Genomic DNA, 18,572 nt, shown 5'->3' with positions numbered 1-18,572 from the left:
GTTGCCGGCGATGAGGCCCTCACATCCAGCACAAACCCCCGATCACAACCTCACACTGGCAAACGTCGATTCGTTGCGCGCCTGGCTCAATGCCGCCATCGGCCCTGCCATCGGCGACAGCACCAGGGCCTGCGGAATCGGCATCATCGCCACCTGCTGCGCGGTATTCGAGCCGACACGCTCATCCCGCGGCGGAATGCCGAAGTACTCGCGGTAGCACTTGGAGAAGTGCGGGGTCGAAACGAAGCCACACACCGAGGCCACTTCGATGATCGACATCGGCGTCTGCTTGAGCAGTTGCCGCGCACGGATCAGGCGCAGCTTCAGGTAGTAGCGCGACGGCGAGCAGTGCAGGTACTTCTGGAACAGCCGTTCGAGCTGCCGGCGCGAAACCGACACGTAGACCGCCAGTTCGTCCAGGTCGATCGGCTCTTCCAGGTTGGCTTCCATCAGCGCGACGATTTCCTGCAGCTTCGGCTGGTTGGTACCGAGCATGTGCTTGAGCGGCACGCGCTGGTGGTCCTGCTCGTTGCGGATGCGCTCGTAGACGAACATTTCCGAGATCGCCGCCGACAGCTCGCGACCGTGGTCGCGGCTGATCAGGTGCAGCATCATGTCCAGCGGCGCGGTGCCGCCAGAACTGGTGAAGCGGTTGCGGTCGAGGGTGAACAGGCGGGTGCTCATGCTCACCCGCGGGAAAGCTTCCTGCATCGCCGCCAGGCATTCCCAGTGGACGCTGCAATCGAAACCATCGAGCAGCCCGGCACAGGCCAGTGCCCAGCTGCCGGTGCACACCGCGCCAAGACGCCGCGACTGACGGGCCTGGCCCTGCAGCCAGGTCACATGTTCACGGGTCACGGTGCGCTGGATGCCGATGCCGCCGCAGACGATCACGGTATCCATCGGTGGCGCCTTGTGCATGGCTGCGTCCGGGGTGATCTGCAGGCCATCGCTGGCCCAGACCTGGCCGCCGTCCACGCTCAGGGTGTGCCAGCGGTACAGCTCGCGGCCGGACAGCTGGTTGGCCATGCGCAGCGGCTCCACGGCGGAGGCGAGGGAGATAAGGGTGAAGTTGTCCAGCAGCAGGAAGCCGATGGATTGGGGTGCGCGGGTCTGGGATTGGGTCCCGGCATTGTAAGACGTCATCGCGATCTCTCCTCACACAAAGCAGGTTGCGCCCCAGGCGTGGGCTCATTGTTGTTATGCACCCTGTCGACTCGATTGCAGGGCATGGCTCTGCTCTCGCAAATGCCGTGCCTGAAATTGAATGGCTATTCAATAAATCCTGAAAGCGACCTCGCGACCTGTCTAAAAAGCGGTTTGTATCAATATGAAATCTGCGCGGAAAGGCGCGGGCCAAAGCATGTCGGAATGTTTCGTGAGCAGTTCGGTAGCACCCTGATACGGGATGCCCAGAAACGACACCCGGTAGTGTCACCGCAAGTAGTGTGGGAAATGGTGACAGACGGTATGAGAAGCGTCTGAGCCCACGCGCCAAAAAGCGGCGTGGGCTCGAAGGGATGTGCGAAAAGTGCGCAGCGGAATCAGCACTCGATGGCGCTGACCGCCAGGCCGCCGCGGGAGGTTTCCTTGTACTTGTCGTGCATGTCGGCGCCGGTGTCGCGCATGGTGCGGATCACCCGGTCCAGCGAGATGAAGTGATCGCCGTCGCCACGCAGGGCCATCTGCGCCGCATTGATCGCCTTGACCGCAGCGATCGCGTTGCGCTCGATGCACGGCACCTGGACCAGCCCGCCGACCGGGTCGCAGGTCAGCCCGAGGTTGTGCTCCAGGCCGATTTCCGCAGCGTTTTCCAACTGCTCCGGCGTCGCCCCAAGCACCTCGGCCAGCCCTGCCGCGGCCATGGCGCAGGCCGAACCGACCTCGCCCTGGCAGCCCACTTCGGCACCGGAGATGGACGCATTCTTCTTGCACAGGATGCCCACCGCCGCCGCCCCGAGGAAGAAGTCGACCACGCAGGCTTCACTGACCTTGTCGCTGAAGCGCATGTAGTAGTGCAGCACTGCCGGAATGATCCCGGCCGCGCCATTGGTGGGAGCGGTGACCATGCGCCCGCCGGCGGCGTTCTCTTCGTTGACCGCCAGGGCATAAAGGTTGACCCACTCCATGGCGCTCAGGGTCGAGCCGATCACATTGGGCTTGCCCAGCTCCAGCAGGCTGCGGTGCAGCTTGGCGGCGCGGCGCTTGACATTGAGCCCGCCGGGCAGCGTGCCCTCATATTTCAGGCCGTTCTCGACGCAGTCTTGCATGGCGCGCCAGAGCTTCATCAGGCCGGCGCGGATTTCCGCTTCGCTGCGCCAGACCTTTTCGTTTTCCATCATTAATTGCGACACGCGCATGTCGTTTTGCTTGCAGCGCTCGAGCAGTTCCGCCGCGCTGTTGAAATCGTAGGGCAGCACAGTGTTGTCGCTGTCCAGCACACCGCTCGCCGCCTGCGCCGCATCGACCACGAAGCCGCCGCCGACCGAGTAGTAGGTGTCGCTGTGCAGTTCGCCTTCGGCGTGCTCGGCAACCAGCGTCATGGCATTGGGATGGTAGGGCAGGTTCTCGTCCAGCAGGCGCATGTCGCGGCTCCAGACGAATTCGACCGGGTACCGGCTATCGAGCTGCAAGGTGTCTGTTTCGCGCAGTTCGGCGATGCGCTGGCCGATGGTCGAGGGGTCGATCGAATCGGGCCATTCGCCCATCAGACCCATGATTACCGCGTTGTCGCTGCCGTGGCCGACGCCGGTGGCGGACAGCGAGCCATAAAGCCGTACTTCGATGCGCCGCACCCGCTCCAGCTCGCCCCGTTCACGCAGGCCCTGGACGAACAGGGCGGCGGCGCGCATGGGCCCGACGGTATGGGAACTGGACGGGCCGACGCCGATCTTGAACAGGTCGAACACACTGATGGCCATGGCCACGAACCTCCTGGTTGGGCAGGTGTGCGCCCGCCAGGACACGGGCGCCACAGCTGCTACGCTGACGGGGCGGCAATCCGCCGATTTCGCGCATCATCCGGCTTTTGGCGGCGCCCCTGTCGTCTGCAACCGACCCACTCTTGTCCAGCAACGCCGCCCCCCGGCGGCTGCCGAAAAGCGCCGTTTTTCGCGTCGCTCACGGGCTGAACGGGGGTTTCGCCGGGCCGAATAATCCATAAACGACCTCACCGGCACTGGAAGCGACCCTGCCTGTACTGGTTACGACCCACCCTGTAGGCGTTTGTTTTTCGCTGGTAGATGATCGTTATCGACTCGATTGCACGGCACTCGTCCCGCTGTCGTCCGGCAGCCGGCCCGACCGATGCACCAATAAAGCATGGCGGTCCATGGGACATCCGACAAAAACACTCAGGAGTCCGTAAATGAAAGGTTCACCCTCGCTGTTACTGGCCGCGTTACTGAGCATTCCGGCGCTGGCCCAGGCCGTGGAGCCTGAACAATGTCACACGGTCAACTTTTCCGATGTCGGCTGGACCGACATCACCGTCACCACCGCGGTGACCAGCGCAGTCCTCGAATCCCTCGGCTACAAAACCCGCACCACCATGATCTCCGTCCCGGTGACCTACAAGTCGCTGGCCGACGGCAAGAACATGGACGTGTTCCTCGGCAACTGGATGCCGACCATGGAAAACGACATCAAGCAGTACCGCGATGCCGGCACCGTGGAAACCGTCCGCGCCAACCTGGAGAACGCCAAGTACACCCTCGCGGTGCCGCAGTCGCTCTATGACAAGGGCCTGCACGACTTCGCCGATATCGCCAAATTCAAGAAGGAACTGGACGGCAAGATCTACGGCATCGAGCCCGGCAACGACGGCAACCGCACCATCCAGAGCATGATCGACAAGAACGCCTTCGGCCTGAAGGACGCCGGCTTCAAGGTGGTGGAGTCGAGCGAGGCCGGCATGCTGGCCCAGGTCAGCCGGGCGGAAAAACGTGAAGGCAACATCGTGTTCCTCGGCTGGGAACCGCACCCGATGAATACCCGTTTCAAAATGAAGTACCTCACCGGTGGCGACGACTACTTCGGCCCCGATTTCGGCAAGGCCACCGTCCTCACCAACACCCGCAAGGGCTACGTGCAGGAATGCGCCAACGTCGGCCAGTTGCTGAAGAACCTGTCCTTCACCCTGGACATGGAAAGCACGCTGATGGGCAACGTGCTCGACGACAAGATGAAAGCCGACGCCGCGGCGAAAGCCTGGCTGAAGAAAAATCCTCAGGTGCTCGACACCTGGCTGGCCGGTGTTACCACCGTGGACGGCAAACCCGGCCTGGAAGCCGCCAAGGCCAAACTCACGCAGTAAGCACGTCCCCGCGACGGCCATGACCGGCGCGGGGAGTTTTCGAATCCTTGCAGGTGGACGCTCGCTATCATGCTGATCGATCAAAAAATACCCTTGGGCCAGCACATCGCGGCCTTCGTTGAATGGCTGACCCAACACGGGGCCAATTACTTCGATGCCTTTGCCGCGGCGCTGGAATGGATGATCCACGGCGTGACCGGGGCCCTGACCTGGTTCAATCCCTTCGTCCTGATCGGGCTGATCGCGGTGGGCGCGCACCTGATCCAGCGCAAGTGGGCACTGACTGCCTTCTGCGTCGCGTCCTTCCTGCTGATCCTCAACCTGGGGTACTGGCAGGAAACCATGGAAACCCTGGCCCAGGTGCTGTTCGCCACCCTGGTCTGCGTGGCCATCGGCGTACCGCTGGGCATCCTCGCCGCGCACAAGCCGATGTTCTACACCGCCATGCGCCCGGTCCTCGACCTGATGCAGACGGTCCCCACCTTCGTTTACCTGATCCCGACCCTGACCCTGTTCGGGCTGGGCGTGGTCCCCGGGCTGATCTCCACGGTGGTGTTTGCCATCGCCGCGCCGATCCGCCTCACCTACCTGGGCATCTGCGACGTGCCCCAGGAACTGCTCGACGCCGGCAAGGCCTTCGGCTGCTCGCGCCGGCAACTGCTGTCCCGTATCGAACTGCCCCATGCGATGCCAAGCATCGCGGCCGGTGTCACCCAGTGCATCATGCTGTCGTTGTCGATGGTGGTGATCGCCGCGCTGGTGGGTGCCGACGGCCTGGGCAAACCCGTGGTCAACGCACTGAACACCGCCGATATCGCCCTGGGCTTCGAAGCCGGGCTGGCGATCGTCCTGCTGGCAATCATGCTCGACCGTATCTGCAAACAACCCGATGTACAGGTAAGGGGTGAGGCATGAGCATCATTCGCTTCGAAGACGTAGACGTCATTTTCTCCAATCGACCGCGCGAGGCTCTCAGCCTGCTTGACCAGGGCCTTTCGCGGGAGCAGATCCTCAAGAAAACCGGGCTGGTGGTCGGCGTGGAAAAGGCCAACCTGGATATCAACAAGGGCGAGATCTGCGTGCTGATGGGCCTGTCCGGCTCGGGCAAGTCGAGCCTGCTGCGCTGCATCAACGGCCTCAACACCGTCAGCCGCGGCAAGCTGTTCGTCGAGCATGAAGGCTCGCATATCGATATCGCCCACTGCACCCCGGCAGAACTGAAGATGATGCGCACCAAGCGCATCGCCATGGTGTTCCAGAAGTTCGCCTTGATGCCCTGGCTGACGGTGCGCGAGAACATCAGCTTCGGCCTGGAAATGCAGGGCCGCCCGGAGAAGGAGCGGCGCAAGCTGGTAGACGAGAAGCTGGAGCTGGTGGGCCTGGCGCAGTGGCGCAACAAGAAGCCCGACGAGCTGTCCGGCGGCATGCAGCAGCGCGTCGGCCTGGCCCGTGCGCTGGCCATGGACGCCGACATCCTGCTGATGGACGAACCCTTCTCGGCCCTCGACCCGCTGATCCGCCAGGGCCTGCAGGACGAGTTGCTGGAATTGCAGACCAAACTGAGCAAGACCATCGTCTTCGTCAGCCACGACCTCGACGAAGCGCTGAAACTGGGCAGCCGCATCGCCATCATGAAAGACGGCAAGATCATCCAGTACAGCAAGCCGGAAGAGATCGTGCTCAACCCGGCCGACGACTACGTGCGCACCTTCGTCGCCCACACCAACCCGCTCAACGTGCTCTGCGGCCGCAGCCTGATGCGCAGCCTCGACCAGTGCAAGCGGGTCAACGGCTCGGTATGCATCGACCCGGGCGTGGACTCCTGGCTCGACCTCGCCGACGGCGTGATCAAGGGCGCGCGCCAGGGCGCCAACGGCCTCGACCTGCAGAACTGGGCGCCGGGGCAATCGGTAGAAGCGCTGGGGCGCAAACCGACCCTGGTGCATGCCAACATCGGCATGCGCGATGCCCTGCAGATTCGCTACCAGACCGGCAACAAGCTGGTGCTGCAGGATGACAACAAGGTGGTCGGTATCCTCGGCGACAGCGAGCTGTATCACGCGCTGCTGGGCAAGAACCACGGCTAAAAGAACGCTACGGACCCTGTGGGAGCGGGTTCACCCGCGATTGCAATGGTGAATCCACTACCGTAATCGCGGGTAAACCCGCTCCCACAGGGACCGCGTACATTTCCCCAATCTTGCCTATCCTCAATCGCGTGCCCCCACCCAGGACAACCCGCACGCGATGAACAAACCCACCACCCGGCGTCTCGACCTGCGCTTCCTGATGCTGGCCTTCGCCATCTTCTCGGCCCTCGCCACCCTCGCCAACAGCCTGGTAGTGGCCTACGGCGTGCAACGTGACGCGCTGATCCATGCCACCCTGGAAGCCAACCATGCCTATGCGGCAAAGGTTGCCTCCAGCATCGGCGCCTTCCTCAAGTCGGCCCATGCGCACCTTGGCTACAGCGCCCTGCAACTGGCCGAAGACTTCGACAACCCACGCCTGCTTCACGCCGAAGCCCGCCGCCTGCAAGCCCAGGACGAAGACTTCAATACCGTGGTCATCACCGATGCCGGCGGCAAGGTCCTGCATACCCATCCCGAGAACGTACTGGCCACCGGCAGCAACCTCGACTCCGAGGAGATCCGCCGCGCAGTGGAGCAGCACCGGCCGCTGATCAGCCACGCCTACGTCTCCGCTACCGGCAATCTCATGGTGTTCATCTCGCACCCGGTATTCGCCGCCGACGGCAGCTTCCTCGGCGTGGTCGGCGGCGCCGTGTACATCCGCAAGGACAGCGCCCTGAGCACGGTGGTTTCGCAGCACTTCCACCACGACGGCACCTTCGCCTTCGTCGCCGACAAGCACCGCCGGCTGCTCCATCACCCCACCACCGAACGCATCGGCGAAGTGCTCAAGAGCAGCGCCACGGTGGATGCCGCACTACGCAGCGAGAGCGGCAGCATGGCCGTGGACAACTACCTGGGCGTGCCGATGCTGGCGGGCTACGCACCGGTCGCCAACGCCGATTGGGCGGTAGTGGCCCAGCAGCCCCGGGCCATCGCCCTGTCCACCCTTGGCAAGCTGATGCAGTCGATGTTCCTCGACCTGCTGCCGGCCAGCATCATCGGCCTGCTGCTGTTGTGGATCGGCGCGCGCTGGATCACCCGGCCACTGCAACAGTTGGCAGACAACGCTACCCATCTGTCGCAGCCGCAGACCATCGACGAACTGGGGCGGATCAAGGCCTGGTACAAGGAGCCGGCGGCCATTCGCCAGGCGCTGATCACCAGCGTGCAGCTACTGCACCGCAAGATCGGCCGGCTCAGCGAGGAGGCCCAGAGCGACCCGATGACCGGCCTGGCCAATCGCCGGGCCATGGATGCGGCACTGGACTTGCTGGACCAGTCCGGGCAGCCCTATGCGGCCCTGGCCCTGGATATCGATTTCTTCAAGCGAGTCAACGATACCTATGGTCACGACGCCGGCGACATCGCCTTGAAGCAGGTGGCCGCAATCATCGCCGGGCATTCCCGCTCCGGCGACCTGGCCTGCCGCGCGGGCGGCGAGGAGTTCGTGCTGTTGCTGCCGGAAACCAGCCTCGCCGAGGCCGGTACCATCGCCGAGCGCATCCGCGCCCAGGTCGAAGCCAGCGAAGTCCCTGGCGTCGGCTTTATCACCCTGTCCATCGGCGTTGCCTGTCGCAGCCCGCAGGCCGACAGCGCCGCCGAAGTGCTCAAGCAGGCCGACGACAATCTCTACCGGGCCAAGGAGAGCGGGCGCAACCGGGTGGTCAGCTAGCCAGCCCCGCCAGGGCCTGCCGTGCCACTTCGCGGCCCTGGCGCAATACATCCTCCTTCCATTGCGGCTCATCGACATAGAAGGCATCCCGCAGTTGCTGCTTGATCTCGCGCCGCTGCGCCGCGCCGGCCTGGGGATTGTTGTGCAGCCATTGCTCGGCGCGCAGGGCGTCGAGTACCTGCTCGCCGGGCAGGGTGCCGTACTCCAGGGTCAGCCCGGTGAACTCGGCGGGCGCGCATTCCTCCAGGGCGCTATAGACCATCAGCCCGGTCAGCGGCACCGAAACCGACTGGCCGTCCTGCGACGAGCGCACCGCATCGCCCCACCAGCGCCGCGCCCGTGCCAGCATCGGCGAGTCGCCCGGGCCGGAGTAGATCCGCTCGCCATAACCCTTGGGCCCCAGCCCGGTGTGGATATCCAGCCACACCAGGTGCGCGCAGGCACGACCATGGCGGCGCAGGATTTCGCGCAGGGTGCGGTTGCTCCAGGTGGGCGCGGTGCCGGTGTAGAACAGCCCATCCGGGTGACTGGATTGCCCGCCGGAAATGGCCTTCTGCAAATGCTTGCGCCCCCGCCTCGCCAGCTTCGACAGCAGGCGCAGACGGTTGCCCAGCGACGGCGGCCACTGCCGGGGGATCATCACCGGGTGCAGCGCCGCGTAGTCCGGGTTGGGCGCGCAGGGCTGGCTGAAATCGCGGAAGTTGCGGTTCAGGTCGACGTTTTCGTGGGTCCAGCGGCGCAGCCAGGAAAAGCCCCAGGGATTGGCCGCATGCACGAAGACCACGGCGCAGCGCGCCTCGCCGGCCAGGCGCAGGAAGTCGCGGTCTCGCAGCAGATCGATCTGCACGGCGGAGCCGCAAAAGCCTTCGACCCCGTGGCAGCCGCTGGTTATCAGCAGTACATGTTCTGCATCGGCCGGGCCACTGCGGGCCACATCGACCGCCAGTTCCTCGCCGGCACTGCCGGGCAGCGGATGGGTATAGGACTCCACGGGCAGGTCGAGGGCGGCACAGGCCTGGAGGAAGGTTTGGCGTGCCTGGGCGTAGGTCTGGGAGAAACAGTCAGCGGAGGTCATCGCGGCTCCTGGGGCTTTTCGCGGGATGAGTCTGGCCCGCAGGCCGCCCGTGAAGGCCGGCCCGCAAGCGGGGAAATGGAATCGGGAAAGGCTGGGGATCAGTTCGGCTGCAACGCGGCCTCGATCCGGAGCTCGTTCGCCTGCAACTGCTCGCGGGTGCGTTGCGGCCGCACCAGCCAGAACGCCAGCGCCGTGGACGCGAGAATCGCCACGCCGATCAGCACCAGGGACAGCTCGAAGCCACGGGCAATATCGTCGCCCTGCCCCGCCACCATCTGCCCCACCAGCCAGGGCGCGAGCATGCCGGCGCTGGTCAGGCCGCCGATATGGATCGACAGCATCGAGCCGCGCCGGGCATCAGGGGCGATAAAGGCGACGATGGTGTTGGCAAAGGTCGGCAGCACGTTGATCAGCACCGCCCCGGTGGCATACAGCGCCAGGGTCGCGGGCAGATGGCCGTGGGCCTGGGTCAGGGCAACGAAGGCCAGCCCGGCGCCGAGGCAACACGCCAGCGGCAAGGCCACCATCGCCCGCTGCACCGAGGCGCCCCGGGCCAGCGCGCGCTGGGACAGGGCCGACACCAGCAGGTTGCAGAGGATCACGGCGAGGGTCACCGACATGACCGTGTAGCCCGACTGCATCGGCGCCATGCCCAAGCCCTTTTGCAGGTACAGCGGCACCCAGCTGTAGATCAGCGCATTGGGTAGGTAGCCGACGAAGCCGAGCAGGGTGATGCCGAGGAAGGTGCGGTTCAGCAGCAGCCGCCGATAACCGGGAAGCGGCCCGCTTGCCGGTTGCCGAGCGGCATCGGCATGGCTGCCTTCGCGCCCGAACGCCAGCCACAGCAGCATCCAGGCGAACCCCAGCACCGCCAGGCCGGCATAGGCCAGGCGCCAGCCGACCTGGGCGATCAGGAACGGCAGGCTGACCGCCGCGAAGATCGCGCCGAGCATGATCGACACCTGGATCAGCGAGGCCGGCATTACCCGCTCGGTCGGGCCGAACCATTTGAAACAGGCATGCTGGGTCACCGCCGTACCCGGTCCGGTGCCGGCACCGAGCATCAGGCGGCTGATCACCAGGGCCATGAAGCTGCTGCTGACGCTGACCAGCAGCTGCGACACCATCCACACCAGCGACATGCCCACGAGGATCCAGCGGCTGGGAAAGCGGTTGGCCAGGAAGCCCACGGCTACGCCGGACACCGAATAGAGAAAGAAGAACGCACTGCCGATGAAGCCGAACTCGGCCGGGGTCAGTTTCAGTTCGTCGATAATCTGCGCGCCGGCGAAGGCGAAGATGCTTTTGTCCAGCACGCTGATGACCATCACGCTCATCAGCAGGACCAGCACCAGGTTACGTCGGGAGAACAGCATGCACGGGTTCCTCCATGGGTCAGGCGGGCAGGATGCCGCAGGCGCCGGGCGACGGATAATCATCTATCGGCATGCTTATCAGGGTTGGTTATCGAGGGGCGAGCGCAGGGTGCTCGGGTGCTTGAAGGCGTAGAGGATGTCATCGACCATCATCTGGGTTTCCCGGGTCATCAGTTCCGGCGGGCGGCACACCAGGGAAATGTCGGTGCCCGGCACCCGTTCGGCGATCGACAGCATGTCGAGGTTGCCCGAGACCACCGGCAGGTCGAACACCCGCCGCGACCAGGAACTGACGGCATCGGTGGTGGCCGCCAGCTCGGCGTAAAGCACCACCGAAGCGCACACCAGGATGCGCTGCGGCGGGGTCACCCCGCACTCCTCGAACATGCGCCCGGCCAGCGAGCTTTCCAGGGTATCGGGTAGCAGCCATTCCAGATCCAGCAGCTCGGCCAGCGACCTGGCCTTCGATAACGGATGCCCCTTGCGTACAGCCAGGGTGGTGGGCTGGGCATACAGCTCGTGCCACTCGAAGCCCTCGACACTGCGCGACGGCGGGTGCGACGTCAGGGCCAGGTCAAGCAGGCCCTCGCGCAGCCCTTCGAGGAGCTTGGCCGGACGCAGCTCATGGATCTGCAACTGCACCTTCGGGTAGCGCTTGCGGTAGCTGAGGATGCAGGCAGCGAATTGCTGGCTGGGCGTCACCGGCGACACGCCGATGGTCACCTGGCCGTCCATGGTGCCCTTGAGGGTCTCGATCTCGTCCCGGGCACGGCGCACTTCCTCCACCACCAGGCGCGCGCGGCGCACCAGGTGCTCGCCATAGGACGTGGCGGTAATACCGCGGTTGGAGCGCACCAGCAGCGGTACGCCGAGCTCCGACTCCAGTTCCTTGATGCTCTTGGACAGGGCCGGCTGGGAAATATGCAGCAGGCGCGAGGCCTCCTGGATGCTGCCACTTTCGCAAATGGCGACGATGGCACGCAGTTGATGCAACTTCATAGGCATTCACCAACAACGGAAAAAGGCGCCATACAACAGCGTTCGCGGCGCAAAGCCAAGCCCCGCCGCGATCACCGGTCGCCTTAGCGAATCCCTGTAGCGCGCAGCGCGTTCGGGGTGAAGTCCTTGCTCGACGCGTTCTGCGAAAAGTCGTAGCTGCCCTTCTTCTCCTCGTTCCGCAGCCCCGACACCGTGTAGCGCCCGCTGAGCACGTCGTAGTGGGTTTCGGCGGTCAGCCAGGGGAACTGCTGGTCATAGAAGAACCGCGCATGCCCTTCGGAAACCCGCCACAGGTTGCCACGGCCGTCATAGGCGTCCGCCTCGGCAATCTGCCAACTGTCCTCGTCGATATACAGGTCGCGCTTGCTGTAGATATGCCGGCTGCCGGGCTTGAGGGTGGCAACCACATGCCAGACCCGGTGCAGCTCGTAGCGGGTGTGGTCGGGGTTCAGGTGGCCCGGGCGGATGATGTCGTCGTACTTGAGCTTCGGCGAGTCGAGGGCGTAGCTGTTGTAGGGAATGTAGATTTCCTTCTTGCCCACCAGTTGCCAGTCATAGCGGTCCGGCGCGCCGTTGAACATGTCGAAGTCGTCGTAGGTGCGCATGCCTTCGGCGCCGGGGCTGTCGTAGCCGACCTGCGGGGCACGCCGCACGCGACGCTGGCCGGCGTTGTACATCCAGGCCATGCGCGGCTCGGCGACCTGGTCGAGGGTCTCCAGGACCAGCATCACGCTGCCCGCCCGGCGCGGCGGCGAAAGCACCTCCTGGCGGAAGTAGAACAGGATGTTCTGCATCTTCTGCGGGTCGTAGTCCGTCAGGCCGAAGGGGAAGGCGAACTGTTCCTTCATCATGCTGACGGTGTAGGCACCGTTGTCCTGCGGGTTCATCTGCGCGGTATTGCGCAGGATCGACACACCGCGGTAGCGGGTGATGTGGTTCCAGATCACCTCCAGGCCGTTCTGCGGGATCGGGAACGGGATCGCCATGTTGAAGTCCTTCAAACCGTTGCCGCCCTCGGCCAGGGTGGTACGGGTGGCATTGGCGCGCACCGCCTCGAACACCTTCGGCGGCAAGGTGACGCTGCGGTGCGTGGTGTACACCGGGATGCGGTAGGTGTCGGGGAAGCGCTTGAGCATCGCCAACTGGCCCGGTGTCAGGCGCGCCTGGTACTGCGCGGCATTCTGCGCGGTGATAACGAACAGCGGTTTTTCATTGGCATAGGGGTCGGGGACAAAACCGCCGGCATCCACCGCGCCGGTGCTGGCGGGCAGGCCGCCGCTCCAGGCCGGGATGCTGCCGTCGGCATTGCCGGCCTTCTCGGCCCCGATGGGCGTGAGGTCCTTGCCCAGGCGCGCGGCATCCTGCTCGGACACTGCGGCCATCACCTGGCTGGCCAGCAGGCCCAGGGCCAGGCAACTGCTGCGGATCAACGCTTTGCGATTCATGCTGTGCTCCAGAAACAGGGGGCGTCAGAAGCTGACGCCGAGGCTGACGGCGAGGAAATCGCGGTCGGTATTGGTGTTGAAGTCGCCGCCGAAGTAGTCGGTGTAACTGACGCTCAGGTTGTAGCGGGTCAGGTACTCGGCATCGAGGCCGACGCTGACCGACTTGTCGCCTTCGTTGAAGGTCGGGCCGAAGCCCTCGACGTCATGGGCGAAGGACAGGTTCGGGCGCAGCACCACGCCACCGATCAGGTCGGCATATTCCAGACCGGCGCGCAGGCGGTAGCCCCAGGAGTTGGCGGTGTAGAAGCCCTTGCTGGTGCATTGGTCGGGGTTGACCGGGTTGGCCGTGCGCGTGCACAGGGCATTGCCGGAGATCCCGCCGAGCAGCGGCGCCGTGCCGGCATTGGCCAGTTGGCCATTGCCGTAGACGCTGCTGCGGCCGAAACGCAGGTCGGAACCATCGGTGGGGCCGAGATCGGCGATATGGCTGTAGCCGATCTCGCCGACCAGGGTCAGGCGGTCGGCGCCGATGAAGGTCAACTGGTCGATAGTGCGGGTGAAGGTCACCTGGGCCTGGGTGAACGGCTTGCGCACGTAGCCGTTGATCTGCGAACCATAGACGGAACTGGCGAAGCCGCTGTCGAAGATCGGCAGGCCGGCGTTGACCAGCGGGTTGGTGGCCGCTGCGCCGAGGGTCGCGGCCGCCGATACGTCGCTGGCGTTGAGCGACATCGGCATGTTCGGCCGGTAGCTGATTTCCCCGGCCACCGCCGTGGCGCCCAGCGTGGTGCTGAAGCTCAGGCCGTAAAGGCGGATGTCTTCCGGGTATTCCAGGTAATAGCGCGCAGTGCTGGCACCGCCGCGCCCGGCCAGCCCGCCTACCGGATCGGCCAGCGCACCGCGCCCGACGGTCCAGGTGCTGGTCGGGGTGCGGCTGTGGTAGTTCATGGCGTAGAAGCCGAACTCGGTGTCGTTCAGCTCCGGCACCATCCAGCGCAGGGCCACGCCGAACTGACCACCATCGCGCGCATCCTTGTCGGACAGGCGCGGCACGTAGCCGTAGCCGCCGAGCACACCCGTCCCATCGATATCGCGATCGAAGTCGCTGCCATTGATCGCCATGTTGATATCGCAGCCCTTGGCCGCCACATCGCTGCTGAAGAAGGTGCCGCAGTTGTCGGCGACGCTCTTCTCCCACTTCAACTGATAGAAGGCCTCGATCGACAGGCCATCGGTCAGGCCCTGGTTGAAATACAGCATGCTCACCGGAATCAGCGCTTCCTTGACCTCGGAGCCCGGGCGGCGCAGCGCCGAGACGTCCACCGGATTGATGCTGTTGATGCCGTTCTGGATGAACGTGCTTTCGCCCCAACTCACCACCTGGCGGCCGGCCCGGGCCGTGCCGGGCAGGTCGCCGATGCTGTAGTTGTGGTAGACGAAGGCATCCAGCAACTGCACGCCCGAGGACTTGGCAGCGTTGTCGGTGTGGCTGTCGTCGATATCGTACAGCGGGCGGTGTTCGTCCTTGAGCTCGAAGTCGTACCAGTACTTGCCGCGCAGGAACACGCCGCTGTCGCCGTACTTGAGTTCCAGGTCGTGGATGCCCTTGAAGATCTTCGAGAAGGTTTCGCCCTTCTTGAAATTCAGCCGGCCGTCGTCCGAGGTCTGGGTGGAAGCGCTGCCGCCGTTGCGGCTGCCGATGAAGGCGCGGTCTGGATTGGCCATGGCCCAACTGGCGCCGATGGACAGGGTCGAATCGAAACGACCCTCGATTTCCCCGATGTTGAACGTGGCGGCCTGGGCGCTTGCGGCGCCGAGTGCCAGGCTGACGGCCAAGGGCACTGCACGGGGCCGGATGCCGGCGATGGTGTCTGTTGTTCTTTTCATGGTGCTCTGCGCCTTGAACTGCTGTTCATGTGAAAGCCATCCTCCGGACGCCGCACTGCCTGGCGCCGGGCGGGATGCATGGTAAGCAGCGAGTCACACCCGCGACCTCTGAAAAAAAGTGATGCCCATAGCCAAATGCGCGGGTGATCCGGCATCGATAACCGCAGGCTATGGGGATGCAGAGGATTCAGTACGGAGCAGCGCAGGGCCTGGCCTAGAGTCGGCAGGTTCGTTCCCCATCGAGATTTCCCCATGAAGATTGCCCTGACCGGCGACAGCATCCTGCAGCGCCGCCTGCACAGCCATGCCGACCAGACCCTGAGCCCGCTGTTCGACCTGATCCGCGCGGCCGACGTCAGCTTCACCAACCTGGAAGTGCTGCCCAACGACTTCGCCGGCGACCCGGCGCTGGAAAGCGGCGGCTCGCATTTCGGTGCGCCGGCCTGGGTGTTGGACGAACTGGTCGAGGGCGGCTTCGACCTGTTTTCCACCGCCAACAACCACAGCCTCGACTACGGCATCAGCGGGTTGCACGCGGCCCACGAGCAGTTGCACAAGCGCGAGTTGCTGTTCGCCGGGACCGGGCGCAACCTCGAAGAGGCGCGACGCCCGGTGTACTGCACCAGGCCAGCCGGCACCGTGGCCTTGCTGGCGTGCAGTTCCACCTACGGCAAGGGCCAGGAAGCCAGCGACCAGAGCCGCGACATGCCCGGGCGACCAGGCCTCAACCCGCTGGGCTACGAAACCCTGCACGAGGTGAGCACCGAGCAGATGGAACAGGTGCGCCGGCTGGTCGCCGACCTGGGCCTGGACAAGCTCTACCAAGGCGCGGTGGACCTGGGTTTTGCCCATCCCCTGCCGGATCCGTCGCTGCAGGTCTTCGGCCCGTTCACCCCGCTGCTGTTCCGCGAAGGCGCACGCACCCGCCTTCGCACGCTGGCGCGGAAAAAGGATGTGGACGGCATCCTGCGCTGGGTCGAGGAAGCGCGGCTGACCTCGGATATCGTCATGGTCAGCCTGCACGCCCATGAGCTGGGCTACAACGAACAAGGCGAATGGGACCTGGAAACCCCGGCGGAATTCATCCAGCCGGTGGCGCGCCGGCTGATCGATGCCGGCGTGGACATCGTGGTCGGGCACGGCCCGCATCTGCTGCGGGGCATGGAGCTGTACCAGGGCAAGCCGATCTTCTACAGCCTGGGCAATTTCATCGGGCAGAACGAGCTGGTGGAGCGCTTGCCGGTGGACAGTTATGACCAGTTCCGGGTGGATCGGCAGCAGACGCCGTCGAAGGTGTTTCTCCAGCGCACGCGGAATGACAGCCGGAGTTTTCCGTCGGATGCGCGGTTCTGGGAGACGGTGGTGCCGGTGTGTACGTTCGAAGGGCGGACGCTGACCGGGATCGAGTTGCATCCGGTGAGCCTGGGGCTCGGCGAGGCGATCCACCGCCGGGGACGGCCGCGGCTGGCGCAGGGGGAGCAGGCGCGGGGGATCCTGGAGCGGTTTGCGGCGTTGTCCCGTGGCTATGAAACCCGCCTGGAGATTCAGGGAGACATCGCTCGAGTACAAATCTAAAGAGCGCCGCAGACCCTGTGGGAGCGGGTTTACCCGCGATTGCGATAGTGAATTCACTGACGCAATCGCGGGTGAACCCGCTCCCACAGGGTCTGCGGCGCGGCTGAAAAAAGGCCCTGTCATTACGACAGGGCCTTCCTTGTTCAGCTATACACCCGCCCCAACAACTGCCGGTGGCTCTCGAACTGATCCAGCACATCCCGGGTGATCTGGTCCGGGGTGAAGCCCATCAGGTCGTATTCCTGGCTGCCGTTGTGCAGGTAGACCTCGGCGCGGTAGAAGCGCTGGCGCACTTCGCTTTCACCTTCCACCGGCGCCTCGCTCGGCGCGGCCAGGTAGCCGTCCAGGCTGACTTCATAGACGAACGGATTGCCTTCTTCCATCTCGATGCGCAGGCCCATGGCCGAGCGCGATTGACCGAGGCGGGTCTGCACGTCCAGGCCCATGGCCTTGAGCTGCTCGGCGGCTTCCCTGAGCGCCGGGCTGACCTGCTTGTCCATGAAGCGCTGGACGATCGACTGGGTCGGTTGCAGGTCCAGCTGGCTCAGGCGCTCGCTGAAACCACGCCGGCCGCGGGCGGCCAGCTCGGCCTGCTCCTGCTCGATCTGGCTGTCCTGCTTCATCGCCTTGTACAGGCCGACCATGAACACCACCAGCACCACCGAGAACGGCAGGCCGGCCAGCACCACCATGGTCTGCATGGCTTCGAAGTTGCCGGCGAACAGCAGGCCGATGGTGACCAGGGTGATGATCGCGGACCACAGGATGCGCAACCAGTGCGGTGCGTCTTCATCGACGCTGCCGCCTTTGCACGAGAGGTTGGCCATCATCACCGCGCCCGAGTCGGCCGGGGTGAGGAACAGCACGAAGCCGACGAAGACTGCCACGCCCACGACGATCTTCGCCGCCGGGAAGTGCTCCAGCAGTTGGTAGATCGACATCGACGGCTGTTCCAGAGCCGTGCGGCCGAGTTCCACGGCGCCCTGGTTGATTACCAGGTCCAGCGCGGTGTTACCGAAGATCGACAGCCAGGCCAGGGTGAAGCCCAGCGGAATCAGGAGCACGCCGGCGACCAGCTCGCTGACGGTGCGGCCGCGGGAAATCCGCGCAATGAACATGCCGACGAACGGGCCCCAGGAGATCCACCAGGCCCAATAGAACACGGTCCACAGGCCCAGCCAGCGCTCGGACTTGGCGCCGTCGCCTTCGTAGACATAGAGGTCGAAGGTCTTGAGGACCACGCCGTTGAGGTAGTCACCGATGTTCTGCACGAAGCCGTTGAGCAGGTGCAGGGTCGGGCCGTTGAGCAGAACGAACAGCAGCAGGCCGCTGAACAGGATGATGTTCAGGTTGGACAGGCGGCGAATGCCGTTTTCCACACCGGATACCGCGGCGATGGTGGCCACGGTGCTCATCACCAGGATCACGATCAGCAGGTTGGTGTTGTTGTGCTCCATCCCGAACAGGTATTCCAGCCCGGAGGACACCTGCATCGAACCGATACCGAGGTTGGTCACCAGGCCCAGCAGGGTCACGAACATGCCGAAGATGTCCACCGTGTGGCCGGCGGCACCCTTGACCCAGCGCTCGCCCAGCAGCGGGTAAAGCGCCGAGCGCAGGGCCAGCGGCTGGTTGTGGCGGTAGGCGAAGTAAGCCACGGCCAGGCCGACCAGGGCGTAGATCGCCCAGCCATGCAGGCCCCAGTGCAGGAAGGTCAGCTGCAGGCCTTCGCGGGCCGATTGCAGGCTGGCCGGCGCGCCTTCAGGCGGATTGAAGTAATGGTCCAGCGGTTCGGAGGCGCCGAAGTACAGCAGCGAGATACCGATGCCCGAGGAAAACAGCATGCCGGCCCAGGCGCCGTAGCTGAAGTCCGGCTTGTCGTCCTTGCCGCCGAGCTTGAGCTTGCCGTAGCGGGAAAAGGCGATGGCGATGACGAACAGCAGGTAACCGCCGATCACCAGCATGTAGTACCAGCCAAAGCTGCGCGACAACCAGGCCTGGGCCTGGCCGAGCACGCTACCGGCGGTTTCCGGGGCAGCGATAAGCAAGGCGGTCAAGCAAAGGATCAGCAGCGTCGAGGTGAAAAACACCAC

13 protein-coding genes are annotated in these 18,572 nt (G+C 64.7%); 5 read left to right on the top strand and 8 right to left on the bottom strand.

All coding sequences use genetic code 11. The annotated features are described in order from the left end of the window. Positions 1 to 42: 42 nt before the first annotated feature. Complete coding sequence (gene gbdR / locus ACKLLE_RS10505) at positions 43 to 1,146, bottom strand: choline metabolism transcriptional regulator GbdR (RefSeq protein ID WP_009396911.1); 1,104 nt, start codon at positions 1,144 to 1,146, stop codon at positions 43 to 45. A gap of 398 nt (positions 1,147 to 1,544) precedes the next feature. Further along, positions 1,545 to 2,921: an L-serine ammonia-lyase gene (locus tag ACKLLE_RS10500; RefSeq protein ID WP_064301218.1), complete on the bottom strand. Its 1,377-nt coding sequence runs from the start codon at positions 2,919 to 2,921 to the stop codon at positions 1,545 to 1,547. 446 nt (positions 2,922 to 3,367) lie between these two features. On the opposite strand from ACKLLE_RS10500, the gene ACKLLE_RS10495 reads away from it, so the two are divergent. The 4 genes from ACKLLE_RS10495 (at position 3,368) to ACKLLE_RS10480 (ending at position 8,122) form a co-directional block, all read left to right on the top strand. Continuing rightward, complete coding sequence (locus ACKLLE_RS10495; protein ID WP_009396909.1) at positions 3,368 to 4,315, top strand: choline ABC transporter substrate-binding protein; 948 nt, start codon at positions 3,368 to 3,370, stop codon at positions 4,313 to 4,315. A 66-nt stretch (positions 4,316 to 4,381) separates the two neighbouring features. Next, a complete protein-coding gene (gene choW, locus ACKLLE_RS10490) occupies positions 4,382 to 5,230 on the top strand; it encodes a choline ABC transporter permease subunit (RefSeq protein WP_170395228.1) in 849 nt (282 codons plus the stop codon). Further along, positions 5,227 to 6,402, top strand: coding sequence for a choline ABC transporter ATP-binding protein (gene choV, locus ACKLLE_RS10485; RefSeq protein WP_009396907.1), 1,176 nt, complete (start codon positions 5,227 to 5,229; stop codon positions 6,400 to 6,402). Before choW ends, choV begins: the two co-directional genes overlap by 4 nt. Positions 6,403 to 6,562: 160 nt before the next feature. Then, a complete protein-coding gene (locus ACKLLE_RS10480) occupies positions 6,563 to 8,122 on the top strand; it encodes a sensor domain-containing diguanylate cyclase (RefSeq protein ID WP_420057864.1) in 1,560 nt (519 codons plus the stop codon). On the opposite strand, the gene ACKLLE_RS10475 is transcribed toward ACKLLE_RS10480, so the two are convergent. The 5 genes from ACKLLE_RS10475 to ACKLLE_RS10455 form a co-directional block, all read right to left on the bottom strand. Beyond that, positions 8,115 to 9,197 (bottom strand): M14 family metallopeptidase, encoded by a 1,083-nt coding sequence (locus ACKLLE_RS10475; RefSeq protein ID WP_420057863.1) that lies wholly within the window; start codon positions 9,195 to 9,197, stop codon positions 8,115 to 8,117. The two genes, ACKLLE_RS10480 and ACKLLE_RS10475, sit on opposite strands and share 8 nt — an antisense overlap. 98 nt (positions 9,198 to 9,295) lie before the next feature. Beyond that, a complete protein-coding gene (locus ACKLLE_RS10470; protein ID WP_279899097.1) occupies positions 9,296 to 10,573 on the bottom strand; it encodes an MFS transporter in 1,278 nt (425 codons plus the stop codon). Between the two features lie 78 nt (positions 10,574 to 10,651). Then, complete coding sequence (locus ACKLLE_RS10465) at positions 10,652 to 11,572, bottom strand: LysR substrate-binding domain-containing protein (RefSeq protein WP_009396902.1); 921 nt, start codon at positions 11,570 to 11,572, stop codon at positions 10,652 to 10,654. Between the two features lie 83 nt (positions 11,573 to 11,655). After that, positions 11,656 to 13,017, bottom strand: a complete 1,362-nt coding sequence (locus ACKLLE_RS10460; protein ID WP_064301215.1) for a DUF1329 domain-containing protein — start codon at positions 13,015 to 13,017, stop codon at positions 11,656 to 11,658. 24 nt (positions 13,018 to 13,041) lie between these two features. Continuing rightward, complete coding sequence (locus tag ACKLLE_RS10455; protein ID WP_420057862.1) at positions 13,042 to 14,904, bottom strand: DUF1302 domain-containing protein; 1,863 nt, start codon at positions 14,902 to 14,904, stop codon at positions 13,042 to 13,044. Positions 14,905 to 15,156: 252 nt separating this feature from the next. On the opposite strand from ACKLLE_RS10455, the gene ACKLLE_RS10450 reads away from it, so the two are divergent. After that, entirely contained in the window at positions 15,157 to 16,479 is a 1,323-nt protein-coding gene (locus ACKLLE_RS10450) for a CapA family protein (RefSeq protein WP_420057861.1), read from the top strand. A 143-nt stretch (positions 16,480 to 16,622) separates the two neighbouring features. Here ACKLLE_RS10450 and ACKLLE_RS10445 read toward each other — a convergent pair whose 3' ends face one another. Continuing rightward, positions 16,623 to 18,569: a BCCT family transporter gene (locus tag ACKLLE_RS10445; RefSeq protein WP_240500589.1), complete on the bottom strand. Its 1,947-nt coding sequence runs from the start codon at positions 18,567 to 18,569 to the stop codon at positions 16,623 to 16,625. Positions 18,570 to 18,572 lie beyond the last annotated feature (3 nt).

Origin of the sequence: Pseudomonas bharatica (genome assembly GCF_048586865.1) — a bacterium.
Lineage (GTDB): Bacteria > Pseudomonadota > Gammaproteobacteria > Pseudomonadales > Pseudomonadaceae > Aquipseudomonas > Aquipseudomonas bharatica.
The sequence above is the reverse complement of the archived record's forward strand: the minus strand, read 5'-3'. Positions and strand labels throughout refer to the sequence as shown.

What these genes read in the sequence shown, in the direction of transcription:
- ACKLLE_RS10455 (WP_420057862.1), bottom strand. Translation starts at nt 14,904, where the DNA reads ATGAAAAGAACAACAGACACCATCGCCGGCATCCGGCCCCGTGCAGTG.
- ACKLLE_RS10450 (WP_420057861.1), top strand. Translation starts at nt 15,157, where the DNA reads ATGAAGATTGCCCTGACCGGCGACAGCATCCTGCAGCGCCGCCTGCAC.
- ACKLLE_RS10470 (WP_279899097.1), bottom strand. Translation starts at nt 10,573, where the DNA reads ATGCTGTTCTCCCGACGTAACCTGGTGCTGGTCCTGCTGATGAGCGTG.
- ACKLLE_RS10495 (WP_009396909.1), top strand. Translation starts at nt 3,368, where the DNA reads ATGAAAGGTTCACCCTCGCTGTTACTGGCCGCGTTACTGAGCATTCCG.
- ACKLLE_RS10465 (WP_009396902.1), bottom strand. Translation starts at nt 11,572, where the DNA reads ATGAAGTTGCATCAACTGCGTGCCATCGTCGCCATTTGCGAAAGTGGC.
- ACKLLE_RS10460 (WP_064301215.1), bottom strand. Translation starts at nt 13,017, where the DNA reads ATGAATCGCAAAGCGTTGATCCGCAGCAGTTGCCTGGCCCTGGGCCTG.
- choV (WP_009396907.1), top strand. Translation starts at nt 5,227, where the DNA reads ATGAGCATCATTCGCTTCGAAGACGTAGACGTCATTTTCTCCAATCGA.
- ACKLLE_RS10475 (WP_420057863.1), bottom strand. Translation starts at nt 9,197, where the DNA reads ATGACCTCCGCTGACTGTTTCTCCCAGACCTACGCCCAGGCACGCCAA.
- gbdR (WP_009396911.1), bottom strand. Translation starts at nt 1,146, where the DNA reads ATGACGTCTTACAATGCCGGGACCCAATCCCAGACCCGCGCACCCCAA.
- ACKLLE_RS10500 (WP_064301218.1), bottom strand. Translation starts at nt 2,921, where the DNA reads ATGGCCATCAGTGTGTTCGACCTGTTCAAGATCGGCGTCGGCCCGTCC.
- ACKLLE_RS10480 (WP_420057864.1), top strand. Translation starts at nt 6,563, where the DNA reads ATGAACAAACCCACCACCCGGCGTCTCGACCTGCGCTTCCTGATGCTG.